This window comes from Kitasatospora sp. NPDC058115 (assembly GCF_042884635.1).
In the GTDB taxonomy this organism is placed as follows: domain Bacteria; phylum Actinomycetota; class Actinomycetes; order Streptomycetales; family Streptomycetaceae; genus Kitasatospora.
Genome location: NZ_JBHVTL010000021.1, coordinates 91698 through 108025, shown reverse-complemented (window position 1 = coordinate 108025; position 16328 = coordinate 91698). Strand labels below are relative to the sequence as shown.

The 16328-nt window shown below is 73.2% G+C and carries 10 protein-coding genes; 8 read left to right on the top strand and 2 right to left on the bottom strand.

All coding sequences use genetic code 11. The features are described 5' to 3' along the window. The first annotated feature begins 486 nt into the window (after positions 1–486). The 8 genes from ACFVVL_RS22835 to pyk all read left to right on the top strand — a co-directional run bounded on the left by ACFVVL_RS22835 (position 487) and on the right by pyk (position 14073). Positions 487–2442 (top strand): alpha-1,4-glucan--maltose-1-phosphate maltosyltransferase, encoded by a 1956-nt coding sequence (locus ACFVVL_RS22835; RefSeq protein ID WP_380286682.1) that lies wholly within the window; start codon positions 487–489, stop codon positions 2440–2442. After that, a complete protein-coding gene (gene treS / locus ACFVVL_RS22830; RefSeq protein WP_380286683.1) occupies positions 2439–4163 on the top strand; it encodes a maltose alpha-D-glucosyltransferase in 1725 nt (574 codons plus the stop codon). The genes ACFVVL_RS22835 and treS overlap by 4 nt, the downstream gene beginning before the upstream one ends. 242 nt (positions 4164–4405) lie before the next feature. Further along, entirely contained in the window at positions 4406–5896 is a 1491-nt protein-coding gene (locus ACFVVL_RS22825; protein WP_387678001.1) for a phosphotransferase, read from the top strand. A gap of 41 nt (positions 5897–5937) precedes the next feature. Further along, positions 5938–8325, top strand: coding sequence for a 1,4-alpha-glucan branching protein GlgB (glgB, locus tag ACFVVL_RS22820; protein ID WP_387677998.1), 2388 nt, complete (start codon positions 5938–5940; stop codon positions 8323–8325). Between the two features lie 49 nt (positions 8326–8374). After that, complete coding sequence (locus tag ACFVVL_RS22815; protein ID WP_380286686.1) at positions 8375–9049, top strand: hypothetical protein; 675 nt, start codon at positions 8375–8377, stop codon at positions 9047–9049. A gap of 126 nt (positions 9050–9175) precedes the next feature. Continuing rightward, complete coding sequence (pta, locus tag ACFVVL_RS22810) at positions 9176–11323, top strand: phosphate acetyltransferase (protein WP_387677995.1); 2148 nt, start codon at positions 9176–9178, stop codon at positions 11321–11323. Beyond that, positions 11320–12552 carry an acetate kinase gene (locus ACFVVL_RS22805; RefSeq protein ID WP_387677993.1) on the top strand — a complete coding sequence of 411 codons (1233 nt, stop codon included), beginning with the start codon at positions 11320–11322 and terminating at the stop codon, positions 12550–12552. The genes pta and ACFVVL_RS22805 overlap by 4 nt, the downstream gene beginning before the upstream one ends. 93 nt (positions 12553–12645) lie before the next feature. Further along, positions 12646–14073 (top strand): pyruvate kinase, encoded by a 1428-nt coding sequence (gene pyk, locus ACFVVL_RS22800; protein WP_380286689.1) that lies wholly within the window; start codon positions 12646–12648, stop codon positions 14071–14073. A 75-nt stretch (positions 14074–14148) separates the two neighbouring features. On the opposite strand, the gene ACFVVL_RS22795 is transcribed toward pyk, so the two are convergent. Further along, on the bottom strand, positions 14149–15594 hold the full coding sequence (locus ACFVVL_RS22795) for a hypothetical protein (RefSeq protein WP_387677990.1): 1446 nt from the start codon (positions 15592–15594) through the stop codon (positions 14149–14151). Next, positions 15591–16208 (bottom strand): DUF6114 domain-containing protein, encoded by a 618-nt coding sequence (locus tag ACFVVL_RS22790; RefSeq protein ID WP_387677987.1) that lies wholly within the window; start codon positions 16206–16208, stop codon positions 15591–15593. The genes ACFVVL_RS22795 and ACFVVL_RS22790 overlap by 4 nt, the downstream gene beginning before the upstream one ends. Positions 16209–16328: the final 120 nt, after the last annotated feature.

Here is a 16328-nt window from a genome sequence, read left to right as displayed (position 1 = left end):
CAGGTTGCCCGGAACGGCGGCGCGGGCAGGCTTCCGGTCGCACGTCCTCCCCACCCAGCAGTCCTCCCGGTACTCCCCTGGCCGTGCCGGCCCGCGGGAGCTGCCGCCGATCTCGGGCAGGAGTTTGGCATGCACGGCGACACGCGGGACCAGTCCACACCGGTGGCCGACACCCTCGACGCAGCGGTCGCGGAATCCGCCGGACGGATGGATTCTGACACTCGGACAGACGCGGCGATGCCGGGGCCCCGGGGTGCCGGGGCTATCCGTACGGAGCGACCGGACGAACCGGCCCGGCAACCCGGGGCCGGGGAGGGCCGGACCGCACCGGGACCGGACCGGGCCGAGGCCCCGCGCAAGCGCACCACCACCCGCCGCAGCGCGAACGCCGCCGACCCCGCCGCGGCACGGCCCGCGGCCGGGCGCGCCCGCGCCAAGCCCGCCGCCCCCCGCAAGACCGCCCGCCCGACGACAGAGAGCGACACCGTGATCGGCCGCATCCCCGTCCTGGACGTCAGCCCCCTCGTAGACGCCGGCCGCCGCCCGGCCAAGGCCGTGGTGGGCGAGACCTTCCTGGTCAGCGCGACCGTGTTCCGCGAGGGCCACGACGCGGTGAACGCCAATGTCGTGCTGCGCGACCCGCGCGGGCGCAGCGGCCCCTGGACGCCGATGCGCGAGCTGGCCGAGGGCACCGACCGGTGGGGCGCGTACGTCACCCCGACCGCCCCGGGCCGCTGGTCGTACCTGGTGGAGGCGTGGTCCGACCCGCTGGCCACCTGGCGCCGGGCCGCCGCGGTCAAGCTGCCGGCCGGGATCGACACGGCGCTCGTCCTGGAGGAGGGCGCCCAGCTGCTGGAGCGCGCCGCCGCCGGGGTGCCCAAGAAGGACGGCCGGGCGGTGGTGCTGGCCGCCGCCGAGGCGCTGCGCGACCCGGGCCTGCCGCCGCTGTCCCGGCTGGCCGCCGCGCTCGCCCCGGAGGTGCTGGAGCTGCTCGGCCGCTTCCCGCTGCGCGAGCTGGTGAGCGCCTCCCGGCCGGCGCCGCTCCAGGTGGACCGGGAGCGGGCGCTGTTCGGCTCCTGGTACGAGTTCTTCCCCCGTTCGGAGGGCGCGGTGGTCGACCCGGCCGGGGTGGAGCCGCCCCGCTCGGGCACCCTGCGGACCGCCGCCGAGCGGCTGCCGGCGATCGCCGCGATGGGCTTCGACGTGGTCTACCTGCCCCCGGTCCACCCGATCGGGCGAGCCTTCCGCAAGGGTCCGGACAACACCCTGACGGCCGGTCCGCACGACGTCGGCTCGCCCTGGGCGATCGGCTCGCCGGAGGGGGGTCACGACGCCGTCCACCCGGACCTCGGCACCATCGAGGACTTCGACCACTTCGTGACCGAGGCCGGCGCGCTGCACCTGGAGGTGGCGCTGGACTTCGCGCTCCAGTGCTCGCCGGACCACCCGTGGGTGAACAAGCACCCGGAATGGTTCAGCCACCGCGCGGACGGCACCATCGCCTACGCCGAAAATCCGCCGAAAAAATATCAGGATATTTATCCGATCAACTTCGACCAGGACATGGACGGAATCGTCAAGGAGACGATCCGGGTCCTCCGGTTCTGGATGGCGCACGGCGTACGGATCTTCCGGGTCGACAACCCGCACACCAAACCGGTGGTCTTCTGGGAGCGGGTGCTCGCCGACATCGCCCGCACCGACCCGGACGTCCTCTTCCTCGCCGAGGCCTTCACCCGCCCCGCGATGATGCACACCCTGGGGAAGATCGGGTTCCACCAGTCGTACACGTACTTCACCTGGCGCACCGGCAAGGCGGAACTCACCGAGTACCTCACCGAGCTGACCGGCGAGGCGGCCGCCCACATGCGGCCCAACCTCTTCGCCAACACCCCGGACATCCTGCACGCCTTCCTCCAGCACGGCGGCCCGGCCGCCTTCGCGATCCGCGCCGTGCTGGCCGCCACCCTCTCCCCCAGCTACGGCGTGTACGCCGGCTACGAGCTCTACGAGAACGAGCCGGCCCACCCCGGATCCGAGGAGTACCTCCACTCGGAGAAGTACGAACTGCGCCCCCGGGACTGGAGCCGCACCGACACCCTCGCCCCGCTGCTCACCGTCCTGAACCGGCTGCGCCGCCGTCACCCGGCCCTCCAGCAGCTGCGTTCGCTGCGCTTCCACCCCACCGACAACGACCAGGTGCTCGCCTACTCCAAGACCGCCCTGACTCCCGACGGCCTCACCGACCACCTCATCACCGTGGTCAACCTGGATCCCCATCACGCCCAGGAGGCCACCGTCACCCTGGACGGGGACGGGCCCTTCGCGGTCCACGACGAGCTCACCGGTGCCGCCTACACGTGGGGCCGGCACAACTACGTCCGGCTCGACCCCTCAGCCGAGCCGGCCCACCTCCTCACGGTTCGGAGGAACCCAGCGTGACAGTGAACGAGCCCGTCCCCGACACCTTCCCCGAGACCTCCGAGAAGAACTTGGACCCGGAGTGGTTCAAGCGTGCGGTCTTCTACGAGGTGCTGGTGCGGTCCTTCCAGGACAGCAACGGCGACGGGGTCGGGGACCTCAAGGGGCTCACGTCCAAACTCGACTACCTGCAGTGGCTCGGCGTCGACTGCCTCTGGCTGCCGCCGTTCTTCGCCTCCCCCCTGCGCGACGGCGGGTACGACGTCTCCGACTACAAGGCCGTGCTGCCGGAGTTCGGCGACCTCGCCGACTTCATGGAGTTCGTGGACGCCGCGCACGCCCGCGGCATGCGGGTGATCATCGACTTCGTCATGAACCACACCAGCGACCAGCACCCGTGGTTCCAGGCCTCCCGGGAGGATCCGGACGGCCCGTACGGCGACTTCTACATGTGGGCCGACGACGACAAGCAGTACCCCGACGCCCGGATCATCTTCGTCGACACCGAGACCTCCAACTGGACGTACGACCCGGTGCGCAAGCAGTACTTCTGGCACCGGTTCTTCTCCCACCAGCCGGACCTCAACTACGACAACCCGCGGGTCCAGGACGAGATGATCGCGGGCCTGCGGTTCTGGCTGGACCTCGGCATCGACGGGTTCCGGCTGGACGCGGTGCCGTACCTGTTCGCCCGGGAGGGCACCAACTGCGAGAACCTCCCGGAGACCCACGAGTTCCTCCAGCGGGTCCGCAAGGAGATCGACGCCAACTACCCGGACACCGTGCTGCTCGCCGAGGCCAACCAGTGGCCGGAGGACGTCGTCGACTACTTCGGCGACTTCGCCTCCGGCGGCGACGAGTGCCACATGGCGTTCCACTTCCCGGTGATGCCGCGGATCTTCATGGCGGTCCGCCGGGAGTCCCGCTACCCCGTCTCGGAGATCCTCGCCAAGACGCCCAACATCCCGCACGGCTGCCAGTGGGGCATCTTCCTGCGCAACCACGACGAGCTGACCCTGGAGATGGTCACCGACGAGGAGCGCGACTACATGTACGCCGAGTACGCCAAGGACCCGCGGATGCGCGCCAACGTGGGCATCCGCCGGCGGCTCGCCCCGCTGCTGGAGAACGACCGCAACCAGATCGAGCTCTTCACCGCCCTGCTGCTCTCCCTGCCCGGCTCGCCGGTGCTCTACTACGGGGACGAGATCGGCATGGGGGACAACATCTGGCTGGGCGACCGCGACGGCGTCCGGACCCCGATGCAGTGGACCCCGGACCGCAACGCGGGTTTCTCCTCCGCCGACCCGGGCAGGCTCAGTCTGCCGCCCATCATGGATCCGGTGTACGGCTATCAGGTGACCAACGTCGAGGCGCAGCAGAGCAGTTCGAGTTCGCTGCTGCACTGGACGCGTCGCATGATCGAGATCCGCAAGCTCAACCCGGCGTTCGGCCTCGGCAGCTACACCGAACTGCCCTCCAGCAACCCCGCGGTGCTGGCCTTCGTGCGCGAGCACGAAGGGGACCTGGTCATGTGCGTGAACAACTTCTCCCGCTTCGCGCAGCCGACCGAACTGGACCTGAGGCAGTACGGCGGGCGGTATCCGGTCGAGCTGATCGGCGGGGTGCGCTTCCCCTCGATCGGCGAGTGGCCGTACCTGCTCACCCTCGCCGGCCACGGCTTCTACTGGTTCCAGCTCCGCAGGCCCTCCAGGCTGAGCGGAACCAGGCGGTCGAAGTAACGATCCGGCACCCGTCGCAGGCCCCACCGAAGCCTCCGGGGGCGCGAGTTCGCACCCCGCGCCCCCGGTCGTCTCTGCACCACCGCGTACGGAGAACAGCCCAACGGCCACCCACACGAAGGCGTGACACCCGGGCCCACCGCTCGCGTGCCGCCGCCGCCGCGCCGCCGCAATCCGGAAGACTGACGGACCCGGCCAGACCCGTCGGGCGGTCCGCCCAGCTCTTCCGGGGAAAGGGAGTCATGTCCGAAACCTCCCGTTCGCAAGCCCCCCTGCACCGTGACGCCCCCGCCGGCCCCGCCGCGGCGGCCGTCACACGGGGCACCGGGGTCCGGAGGACCGCCCTGGGGGTCAGCGAACTCGTCCAGGCGGCGCTGCCGCTGATCGCCGAGTGGCTCCCCACCCAGCGCTGGTACGCCGGGAAGGGCCGGCCGATCACCGGCCTCACCCCGCTGGTCGGCACCCCCCTACAGGTCGGCGACCCCGCCCTGCTGCACCTGCTGCTCCGGGTCGAGCACGCCGCCACCGCCGGCGCGCCGCACGGCGACCTGTACCAACTGCTGCTCGGCATCCGCTCGCAGGGCCCGGCCGGCATCGAGCCGGCCGCCGTCCTCGGCCGGCTCACCCAGGGCCCGTACGACGGGGCGGCGCTCTACGACGCGGTGCACGACCCGGAGCTCACCGGGCGGCTGCTGGAGCACCTGGCCACCGGCGACCGGTTCGGCTCGCTGTCCTTCCGCCGCACCCCCGGCTCCGGGCTCCCCACCAACCTGCCCGGCCGCGCCTCCACCGCCGAGCAGTCCAACAGCTCGGTCATCTACGGCACCTCGTACATCCTCAAGCTGTTCCGCCGCGTCCACCCCGGCACCAACCCCGACCTCGAACTGTCGCTCGCGCTCTCCCGGGCCGGCTCGACCCGCATCCCCCGGGTCGCCGCCTGGTTCGAGAGCCGCCTGGAGCGCGCCGAGCCGGCCACCCTCGGGCTGCTCCAGCGCTACCTCCCCGAGGCCGAGGACGGCTGGGAGCTCGCCCTCGACCAGGTCGGCCGGCTGAAGGGCGACCCGTCGCCGGGCAACTTCGCGATCGAGGCGCACCGGCTCGGCCGGGCCACCGCCGAGGTGCACCGGGTGCTCGCCCGCTCGATGCCGGTCGCCCGGCTGGACCGCACCCAGACCCGGGAGCTGGCCACCGCGATGGCCGACCGGCTGGACAGCGCGGTCGCCGCCGTCCCGGGGCTGACGCGCTACCGGGGCGCGCTGCGCTCGGCCTTCCGGCAGATGGCCGACGCCCACCCGGACGGCCTGCCGGTCCAGCGGATCCACGGCGACCTGCACCTCGGCCAGGCGATGCGCACCCCGCACGGCTGGGTGCTGCTGGACTTCGAGGGCGAGCCCGCCAAGTCGGTCGCCGAACGGCGCGAACCGCAGACCGCGCTGCGGGACGTCGCCGCGATGCTCCGCTCCTTCGACTACGCCGCCGCCCACCTGCTGGCCGGCGGGCCGCCCGACCCGGAGCTGGCGCACCTGGCCGCCGCCTGGGCGCAGCGCAACCGCACCGCCTTCTGCGCCGGCTACACGGCGGGCGGCGGCACCGACCCGGCCGCCTCGCCGGAGCTGATGCGCGCGCTGGAGATCGACAAGGCGGTGTACGAGGTGGTGTACGAGGCCCGGCACCGGCCGAGCTGGCTGCCGATCCCGCTGGCCGCGATCAACCGGCTGGCGCTCACCGTCTGACGTCCCCCGTTCCGCCGCCCCGCTCCAGAGAGGTCCCCGACGTGACGCCGCTCGACCCGCCAGGCCGCACCACCCGCTCCGTGCCGGCCACCTTCCTGGCCGGCCCGGACTCCCCGAAGAGTGAGCCCGCGACCGTCCGGCGGGCCGAGCCGGCGCCCGCCGCGTCCGACCCGGCCGGGCCCGCCGACCCGGACCCGCTTCCCGCCGCCGCCCCCGGCCCGGTCCCCGCCGGGGCGCTGCGGCTGCCCGAGGCACCGCTGCCGCCCGGCGAGGTGGACCGGCTGGTGCGCGGCCAGCACCACGACCCGCACTCCCTGCTCGGCGCCCACCCGGTGCACGGCGGCACCGCGATCCGGGTGCTGCGCCCGTTCGCCGAGCGGGTGGTGGTGGAGACCGGGCAGGGCCCCGTCGAGCTCACCCACCAGCAGGGCGGCCTGTTCACCGGCCTGCTGGCCGCCCCGCAGGCCCCCGACTACCGGCTGCTGGTCGGCTACCCGGGTGGCGAACCGATCCGCCAGCACGACGGCTACCGCACCCCGCCCACCCTCGGCGAACTCGACCTGCACCTCATCTCCGAGGGCCGGCACGAGCAGCTCTGGCGCGCCCTCGGCTCGCACCTGCGCACCGTGGACGGCGTGCCCGGCACGGCCTTCGCCGTCTGGGCGCCGAACGCCGTCGGCGTCCGGCTGATCGGCGACTTCAACCACTGGGACGGCACCGGCCACCCGATGCGCTCGCTCGGCTCCTCCGGCGTCTGGGAGCTGTTCGTCCCGGACCTCGGCGAGGGCGCGCAGTACAAGTACGAGATCCACACCCGGCAGGGCTGGGTGCTGGACAAGGCCGACCCGCTCGCCCGCGCCGCACAGGTCCCCCCCGGCACCGCCTCGGTCGTCACCGCCTCCACCCACCGCTGGCAGGACGGCGAGTGGATGGCCCGCCGGGCGCGCACCGCGCACCACCGCGCCCCGATGTCGGTGTACGAGCTGCACCTGCCGTCCTGGCGCCCCGACCTCACCAGCTACCGCGCCATCGCCGCCGAGCTCCCGCGGTACCTCAAGGAGCTGGACTTCACCCACGTGGAGTTCATGCCGGTCATGGAGCACCCGTTCGGCGGCTCCTGGGGCTACCAGGTGTCCGGCTACTACGCCCCCACCGCCCGGCTCGGCGGCCCGGACGACTTCCGCTTCCTGGTCGACACCCTGCACCAGCACGGCATCGGCGTCATCGTCGACTGGGTGCCCGCGCACTTCCCCAAGGACGACTTCGCGCTCGCCCGCTTCGACGGCGAGCCGCTGTACGAGCCGGCCGACCCGCAGCGCGCCGAGCACCCGGACTGGGGCACCCTGGAGTTCGACTACGGCCGGGTCGAGGTGCGCAACTTCCTGGTCGCCAACGCGGTCTACTGGTGCGAGGAGTTCCACGTCGACGGCCTGCGGGTGGACGCCGTGGCCTCGATGCTCTACCTCGACTACTCGCGCGACAGCGGCGACTGGACCCCCAACCGGTACGGCGGGCGGGAGAACCTCGACGCGGCCGCCTTCCTTCAGGAGATGAACGCCACCGTCTACCGGCGCTGCCCCGGCGTGATCACCGTCGCCGAGGAATCCACCGCCTGGGACGGCGTCACCCGGCCCACCGACCAGGGCGGCCTCGGCTTCGGCCTCAAGTGGAACATGGGCTGGATGCACGACTCCCTGGTCTACATGAGCAAGGACCCGGTGCACCGCAAGTACCACCACAACGAGATCACCTTCTCGATGGTGTACGCCTACTCGGAGAACTACATCCTGCCGATCTCGCACGACGAGGTGGTGCACGGCAAGCAGGCGCTGGTCGCCAAGATGCCCGGCGACTGGTGGCAGCAGCGTGCCAACCACCGCGCCTACCTGGGCTTCATGTGGGCCCACCCGGGCAAGCAACTGCTCTTCATGGGGCAGGAGTTCGCGCAGGGTGCGGAGTGGCACCACGAGCAGGGCCCGCAGTGGTGGGTGCTCGACGAGCAGTGGCCGGCCCACCAGGAGCACCGGGGCGTGCGCCGGCTGGTCGGCGACCTCAACCGGTGCTACCTCGCCACCCCCGCGCTCTGGGAGCAGGACACCACCCCGGACGGCTTCCGCTGGCTGGACGGCGGCGCCGCCGAGGACAACCTGCTCTCCTTCGTCCGGTACGCCGCCGACGGCACCCCGCTGGTCGCCGTCTGCAACTTCTCCCCCGTCGTCCGCCACGCCCACCGGGTGGGCCTGCCCGAACTGGACGGCCGCGACCAGCTCTGGGAGGAGGCCCTCAACACCGACGCCGTCGAGTACGGTGGCGGCGGAACCGCCAACTCCCGTCCGGTGAAAGCCGAATCGACACCCTGGAACGGCCAGCCCCGCAGTGCCGAACTGGTTCTCCCGCCGCTCGCGACCCTCTGGCTCCGTCCGGCGTGACGTTCTAGGCTCCCCGCCTGAGACGTCGACAGCGGGCGGGGGGCCTTCTGTGGGTTTGGTGCTGGGCTGGGGCTACGTTCTGCTGCCACTGGCCTGTTGGGCCGCGCTGGCCCGCACCCGGACGGCCGGGGTGGTGGTCGCCGTCGTCCTGGTCGCCCTGGCGGTGATCCCGGTCGGACTGGAACGCGAGTGGTTCCACAGCCGGGCCGTCGCGGAGTCGCAGTCCGGCTACCCGCTCGTCGCCGGGCTGGTGGTCCTGCTCGGCACCCTGGCCGAGCGGCGGCGGTGCGGCCCGCGGCCCGCCCGGGGGTCCGGCCAGCCGGCCGCCGGGGCCACCATCGTGATCGCCGCCCACTCCCTGGTCGGCCTGGTCATCGGACTGCTCTACCAGCTCGCCGTCCACGAACCCTTCTCCCCCGAGCGCTCCGAGCTGTCACTGCCGCCCGGCCTCGCCGTCGAGCACGACACCGGTCCGGACCGCAGCTGCGGCCTGCACGCCTGCCGCCGCGACCTCGTGGTGGTGAGCACCGAGGGCCTGCCGGGTGCCGAGGCGGCCCGCCGGCTGCGCGCCCGGATGACCGCCGACGGCTGGTCGCCGGGCCCGGGCGGCAGCCTGGTCCACCGGCACGGCTGGCTGCTGGACAAGCGGATCACCCAGGTCTTCCTCACCGAGCAGCCGGCCGCGGTGACCGTCCGGCTCACCGGCCCCGACCGCTCCCCGTGAGCCGCGCCCCGGGGACCTTCGGCCCCTTGCCCCCCGCCGGGCCGTTCTGCTCGCGGACGGGGGTTCACGGTGCGAAGGTATGGTCGATATGACCACTTCCTGAGACGACGGGACGGAGAGAGCCACGTGGCGCGCAGCGTGTACGTGACCGGGATCGACCGCGGGGACGGCCGGCAGGCGGTGGAGCTCGGGGTCATGGAACTGCTCACCCGCCGGGTGGACCGGGTCGGGGTGTTCCGCCCCCTGGTGCACGCCCCGTCCCCGGGGGAGGCGGGCTCCGACCACGTGGTCGAGCTGCTGCGCGCCCGGTACCGGCTGGACCTGCCGGTCACCGAGCTCTACGGCCTCACCTACGAGGAGGCCGCCGCGCTGCAGGCCGCGCAGGGGCAGGACGAGCTGGTCTCGGTGCTGGTGGACCGGTTCCACGCGCTGGAGCGGCGCTGCCAGGCGGTCCTGGTGCTGGGCACCGACTTCGCCGGCACCAACATCCCCGACGAGCTGGCCTTCAACGCCCGGCTGGCCAACGAGTTCGGCGCCGCCGTGCTGCCGGTGGTCGGCGGCCACGGCGAGGACGCCGACACGGTCGTCGCCGAGGTGCGCAACGCCCACCGCGCCTACACCGACCTCGGCTGCGAGACCCTGGCGATGATCGCCAACCGGGTCGCCCCGGCCGCCGAGCAGCCGGTCCGGCGCAAGCTCGCCGAGAAACTGCCGATCCCCGCCTACGTGATCCCCGAGGAGCCGGCGCTGGCCGCGCCGACCGTCGCCCAGCTGGTCGACGCGACCGGCGCCGAGGTGCTGATCGGCGACGCGGCCGGCCTGGCCCGCGACGTCCGGGGCTTCGTCTTCGGCGGCGCGATGCTGCCGACCTTCCTGGACGCGCTGACCGAGGGGGCCCTGGTGGTCACCCCCGGCGACCGCGCCGACCTGGTGATCGGCGCGCTGGCCGCGCACGCCGCCGGCGCACCGCCGATCGCCGGGGTGCTGCTCACCCTCGGCCAGCACCCCGGCCCGAACGTGATGGCACTGGCCGCCCGGCTCGCCCCCGGCACCCCGGTCGCGGTCGTCCCGGAGGGCAGCTGGCTCACCGCCGCCGCGCTGACCCACCTGGAGGGCAAGCTCTCGGCGGCCAGCCCCCGGAAGGCCGAGATCGCCCTCGGCCTGTTCGAACTGCACGTGGACACCGACGAGTTGACCAAGCTGATCGACACCGGCCGGTCCGAGCGGGTGACCCCGATGATGTTCGAGCACGAGCTGCTGGAGCAGGCCAGGGCGGACCGCCGGCACGTCGTGCTGCCGGAGGGCACCGAGGAGCGGGTGCTGCGCGCCGCCGAGATCCTGCTGCGCCGCAACATCTGCGACCTCACCCTGCTCGGCGAGGCCGACGCCGTCCGCCGCAAGGCCGCGGCCCTCGGCATCGACCTGCCGGCCGAGGCCCCGGCCGGCGACCGCGCCCGGGTGCGGATCGTCGACCCGGCGACCAGTCCGCTGCGCCGCCAGTTCGCCGAGCTGTACGCGAAGCTGCGGGCACACAAGGGCATGACCGTCGAGCTGGCCCTGGACGTGGTCACCGACGTCTCCTACTTCGGCACCCTGATGGTCCAGGAGGGCATCGCCGACGGCATGGTCTCCGGCGCGGTGCACTCCACCGCCGCCACCATCCGGCCCGCCTTCGAGGTGATCAAGACCTCGCCGGGCGCGGCCATCGTCTCCAGCGTCTTCTTCATGTGCCTCGCGGACAAGGTGCTGGTCTACGGCGACTGCGCGGTCAACCCGGACCCGGACGCCCAGCAGCTCGCCGACATCGCCATCCAGTCGGCCGCCACCGCCGCCCAGTTCGGCGTCGAGCCGCGGGTCGCGATGCTCTCCTACTCGACCGGCACCTCCGGCTCCGGCGCGGACGTCGACAAGGTCCGCAAGGCCACCGAGCTGGTGCGCGAGCTGCGCCCGGACATCCTGGTCGAGGGGCCGATCCAGTACGACGCCGCGGTGGACGCGCGCGTCGCGGCGACCAAGCTGCCGGGCTCGCCGGTGGCCGGCCGGGCGAGCGTGCTGATCTTCCCGGACCTCAACACCGGCAACAACACCTACAAGGCGGTCCAGCGTTCGGCCGGGGCGGTCGCCGTCGGCCCGGTGCTGCAGGGGCTGCGCAAGCCGGTCAACGACCTGTCGCGCGGCGCGCTGGTGCAGGACATCGTCAACACGGTGGCGATCACCGCCATCCAGTCGCAGGAGCGCGGGTCCCAGCCGCGCGCTGAAGGGGGCACGGCATGAGCGCGGGCACGCGGGTCCTGGTGCTGAACGCCGGCTCTTCGTCGGTGAAGTACCAGCTGATCGACATGCTGGACGGCGACCGGCTCGCCTCCGGGCTGGTCGAGCGGATCGGCGAGGCGGGCGGCCGGCTGCTGCACGCCCCTCGCGGCGGCGCGGAGCGGGAGACCGTCCAGGCCTTCCCCGACCACGGCGCGGCGCTCAAGGCGGTGGCCGAGGAGCTGGCCGCCGACGGGCTGGGGCTGGACTCTCCCCAGCTGGCCGCGATCGGCCACCGGGTGGTGCACGGCGGGCTGCGCTTCACCGAGCCGACCGTGATCACCGACGACGTGCTCAAGGAGATCCGCCGGCTGATCCCGGTGGCGCCGCTGCACAATCCGGCCAACATCACCGGCATCGAGGTGGCCCGGGCGCTGCGGCCGGACCTGCCGCAGGTGGCCGTCTTCGACACCGCCTTCCACGCCTCGATGCCCGAGCACGCGGCCCGGTACGCGATCGACAAGGCGGTGGCGGACGAGCACCGGGTGCGCCGCTACGGCTTCCACGGCACCTCGCACCAGTACGTCTCGCGGGCCACCGCCCGGCTGCTCGGCAAGGACCCGGCCGAGGTCAACGTGATCGTGCTGCACCTGGGCAACGGCGCCTCCGCGTCGGCGGTGAGCGGCGGCCGCTGCGTGGACACCTCGATGGGCCTGACCCCCCTGGAGGGCCTGGTGATGGGCACTCGTTCGGGTGACATCGACGCGGGCGTGGTGTTCCACCTCCACCGGGTCGGCGGGCTGTCGATCGACGGCATCGACGACCTGCTGAACCGCCGCAGCGGCCTGCTGGGCCTGTGCGGCGACAACGACATGCGCGAGATCATGCGCCGCGCCGACGACGGCGACGCGGACGCGAAGCTGGCCTTCGACACGTACGTCCACCGGGTGCGCAAGTACATCGGCGGGTACTACGCGGTGCTCGGCCGGGTGGACGCGATCGCCTTCACGGCGGGCGTCGGGGAGAACGCGGCGCCGGTGCGGGCGGCCGCCACGGCCGGGCTGGAGGAGCTCGGCATCGCCGTCGACCCGGAGCTCAACTCGGTACGCTCGCGCGAGCCGAGGATCATCTCCCCCGCCCTGCTCCCCTCGGGGGGCCGTGCGCGGGTCACGGTCGCCGTCGTCCCCACCGACGAGGAGCTGGAGATCGCCCGGCAGGCCTTCGCCCTGGTGCACCAGCTGTCCGGAAACTGACCCCTCGTCGTCTCGGTCCGCGGACTCCCGGCCGGCGATTCCTCTCCATTCGCGCCGAATGCACCAATAACACGAACGGATAGACTGATCGATATGCGCCGAGCGAAAATTGTCTGCACCCTGGGTCCCGCGACGGACTCCTACGAACAGCTCAAGGCCATCGTCGAAGCGGGCATGAACGTCGCCCGACTGAACATGAGCCACGGCACCCACGCGGACCACGAGGAGCGGTACCGCAAGGTCCGCCAGGTCTCGGAGGACACCGGCAAGACCATCGGCGTTCTGGCCGACCTCCAGGGCCCCAAGATCCGTCTGGCGACCTTCGCCAACGGTCCGGTGACCGTCGACAACGGCGACGAGTTCACCATCACCACCGAGGACGTCCCCGGTGACCAGCACATCTGCGGAACCACGTACAAGGGCCTGCCGGGCGACGTCAAGCCCGGTGACCCCGTCCTGATCAACGACGGCGTCATCGCCCTGGAGGTCGTCAGCGTCGACGGCCCGCGGGTGAGGACCGTGGTCGTCGAGGGCGGCGTGCTCTCGAACAACAAGGGCATCAACCTGCCCGGCGCGGCCGTGAACGTGCCCGCCCTGTCCGAGAAGGACAAGGACGACCTGCGCTTCGCCCTGCGCCTGGGCGTCGACATGGTGGCCCTGTCCTTCGTCCGCAACGCCGCGGACATCAAGGACGTGCACGAGGTCATGGACGAGGTCGGCATCCGGGTGCCGGTCATCGCCAAGATCGAGAAGCCGCAGGCCGTCGAGGCGATGGAGGAGATCGTCCTCGCCTTCGACGCGATCATGGTGGCCCGCGGCGACCTGGCCGTCGAGTACCCGCTGGAGCGGGTGCCGCTGGTCCAGAAGCAGCTGATCACCCTGGCCCGCCGGAACGCCAAGCCGGTCATCGTCGCCACCCAGATGATGGAGTCGATGATCCACGCCTCGCGCCCGACCCGCGCCGAGGTCTCCGACGTCGCCAACGCCATCCTGGACGGCACCGACGCGGTCATGCTGTCCGCCGAGTCCAGCGTCGGCAAGTACCCGGTCGAGACCGTCCGCACCATGAGCCGGATCTGCGAGAAGGCCGAGGAGGAGCTGCTCTCCCAGGGCCTCCAGCCGCTCAACCCGGGCCGCAAGCCGCGCACCCAGGGCGGCTCCATCGCCCGCGCCGCGTGCGAGCTGGGCGACTTCCTGAACGGCAAGGCGCTGGTCGCGTTCACCAAGTCCGGTGACACCGCGCGCCGGCTCTCCCGCTACCGCTCGCCGATCCCGGTGATCGCCTTCACCCCGGACCACGCCACCCGCAACCAGCTCTCGCTGAGCTGGGGCGTCGAGGCCCATGTCACCGAGCAGGTGGAGACGACCGACGAGATGGTCGCGCAGGTCGACCGCGAGCTGCTGCGCATCAGCGAGCTGGGCGAGGGCGACACCGTGATCGTCACGGCCGGCTCGCCGCCCGGCATCCCCGGCAACACCAACATGGTCCAGGTGCACCACCTGGGCACCCGCAAGGCCTGAGGCCGCGCGGAACACGCCCGTGGGGCGGTCCCTCCGGACGGGAGGGGCCGCCCCACGGGCGTCCGGGGCCCCGGCTCAGGCGTTCCCGGGGTAGGGCAGGTCGTCGTTGTAGAGCCGCATGCCGGGGATCTTCAGGGTGCCGCCGAACTGGCCCGACTGGATCGCGGTCACCCCGGTCAGCTCGATCCACAGCGGCACCTGGAGCTGGCCGATCAGGTCGTACAGCCACTGCGGCAGCGGGCCGTCCGGGGTGAGGGTGAGCTCGCCGAGGTCGATCGGGACCGGCAGGCCCAGCACCTTGGCCAGGTGGCCGGAGAGCCGCTCCACGTACATGGTGACCGGGCCCTTGCGCATGGTCGAGACCGAGCCGGGCGCGCCCTTCACGTGGAAGGTCTTGCCGTTGCCCTGCAGCGTCGACATGTGCAGGTTCTCGATGTCGACGCTCTCCACCTCGAACTTCAGCACCCGCTTGGTGCCGGTGGGCGACCGGACGTCGACCACGCCGAGCAGGACGGCGTGGTTCAGGGCGAGCCGGGTGGTCTGCAGGGTCCAGTTCTGGTCCGGGACCAGGATCGGGTTGTCGGCCGGCTTGCCGGTCGGGGCGAGCGCCTTGGTGTCGACCAGGCAGTTCGGGTCCTTCGACGCGGTGGCCGAGGGGCTGCCGGACGCGGTCGGTTTCGCGGCGGCGGACGGCTTCGCCGACGCGGACGGCGTGCCGGAGGCCTTCGGGCCCGCCGGGGCCGTCGAGGCGGGCGGCGTGGCCGGGGCGGTCGGCGCGGTCGGCGCGGTCGTCCCCGGGGTGGTCGGGGGCGTGGGCGCGGTGGTGCCGGCCGGTGTGCCCGTGGGCTCGGCGCCCGGGGCGCTCGGGGCGGCCGTCGGGGTGCCCTGGGTGCTCGGGGTGAGCGCCGGAGCCGGGGGCTCGGCGGTCGGGGCCGGGGCCGCAGCGCGCGCCCCGGTGGACGGGCCCGCGGTGGCGGTGGGGCTCGCTGTGCCGCCCGGGGTGACCAGGTGGGTGATGCCGCCGACGAGGTCGTCGATGAGACCGGCCCGGACGACCCCGCCGCCGTCGGTCGTGCGCGCGGCCGCCGTCGTCGCCGGTGCGGTCGCGCCCGGTTCGGGCGCGGTCGGTTCCGGTGCGGTCGTCGGGGTGGCCGTCGGGGTGGCAGCCGGGGTGGCGGCCGGATCTCCGGCCGGCGCGGGCGCCGCGGTGGCCGGGGCCCCGGGCAGCGGGACCGACGGCCCGGGGACCGGCGGCGGCAGCTCGCTCTTCGGCACCGGCGTCTCGGCCGGCGCGGGGGCCTGCGGCACGGTGTCCGGGGCGGTGGCGCACGGCTTGCCGGCGGTGGACTCGGCGATCGCCGGGTTCGGCGTGTAGGCGGCGGCCATCAGCAGCGCGGTCGGCACCGCGGCCATCGCCAGCGCCCGTCCGCGCAGCCGGACCCGCACCGGTGTGCGGGGCGCCGCGTGCCGGGGCGAGCGCTGCGCCGGGGCCTGCGGAAGCTCCTCGCGCGGCTCGCTCACCGGATCTCCTTCGGCTCGCCGGCCTGCTGCGCCGGGACGGTCTCCCCGGCGGCGGCCGGGGGCTGCTGGGCGGCGGGCTCCTCGACGGAGGGGTGGTCCGCGACGGCCGCGACGGCCGGCTCCCCGGCGGCGGTCGCGGCGAGGACGGTCGTGTCGGCGGCGGTCGCGCCGGAGGCGGTCGCGTCGGCCTCGGCCGGGTCGGCCTCCGGCAGCGGCGCCCAGGCGATCATCAGGCCGCCGCCGATCAGGCCCGGCAGGATCGACAGCCCGAAACCGCCGAGGTTGGAGACCGGGATGGAGACCAGGGTGAGCAGTGTGGTGGCGATCCCCGCGAAGACCCGGACGACCGGCTGGAACCACCCGGTCAGCCCGAGCACGACCAGCAGCACCCCGATGATCAGCGACCCCGCGCCGGCCGTGGTGGCCATCGCGATCGTCATGCCGTTCAACGACAGGTTGGCGTACGGGAAGTACATGATCGGGACGCCGGCGAGGACGGCCAGCAGCCCGCCCCAGAACGGCCGGGAGCGGCGGAAGTCACGGAACACCCGGCGCGCCCACCTCAGGGGGTTCTCGCGTTCGACGGGCCGCGGCTCGGCAAGGGTGCTGGACACGGAGCAGCTCCTCGATGGTGTGACGAGGTGAAACAGAAAGGGGGAGCCCGGGGGCGGCGGCCCCGTGGCCACCGCCCCCGGCCCCCGACCCGCCGTCAGGCGGTCAGCCGGTCAACCGAG

Excerpts from the sequence above, each read along its gene's own strand:
- ACFVVL_RS22825 (WP_387678001.1), top strand. The coding sequence starts at position 4,406 with ATGTCCGAAACCTCCCGTTCGCAAGCCCCCCTGCACCGTGACGCCCCC.
- ACFVVL_RS22805 (WP_387677993.1), top strand. The coding sequence starts at position 11,320 with ATGAGCGCGGGCACGCGGGTCCTGGTGCTGAACGCCGGCTCTTCGTCG.
- pyk (WP_380286689.1), top strand. The coding sequence starts at position 12,646 with ATGCGCCGAGCGAAAATTGTCTGCACCCTGGGTCCCGCGACGGACTCC.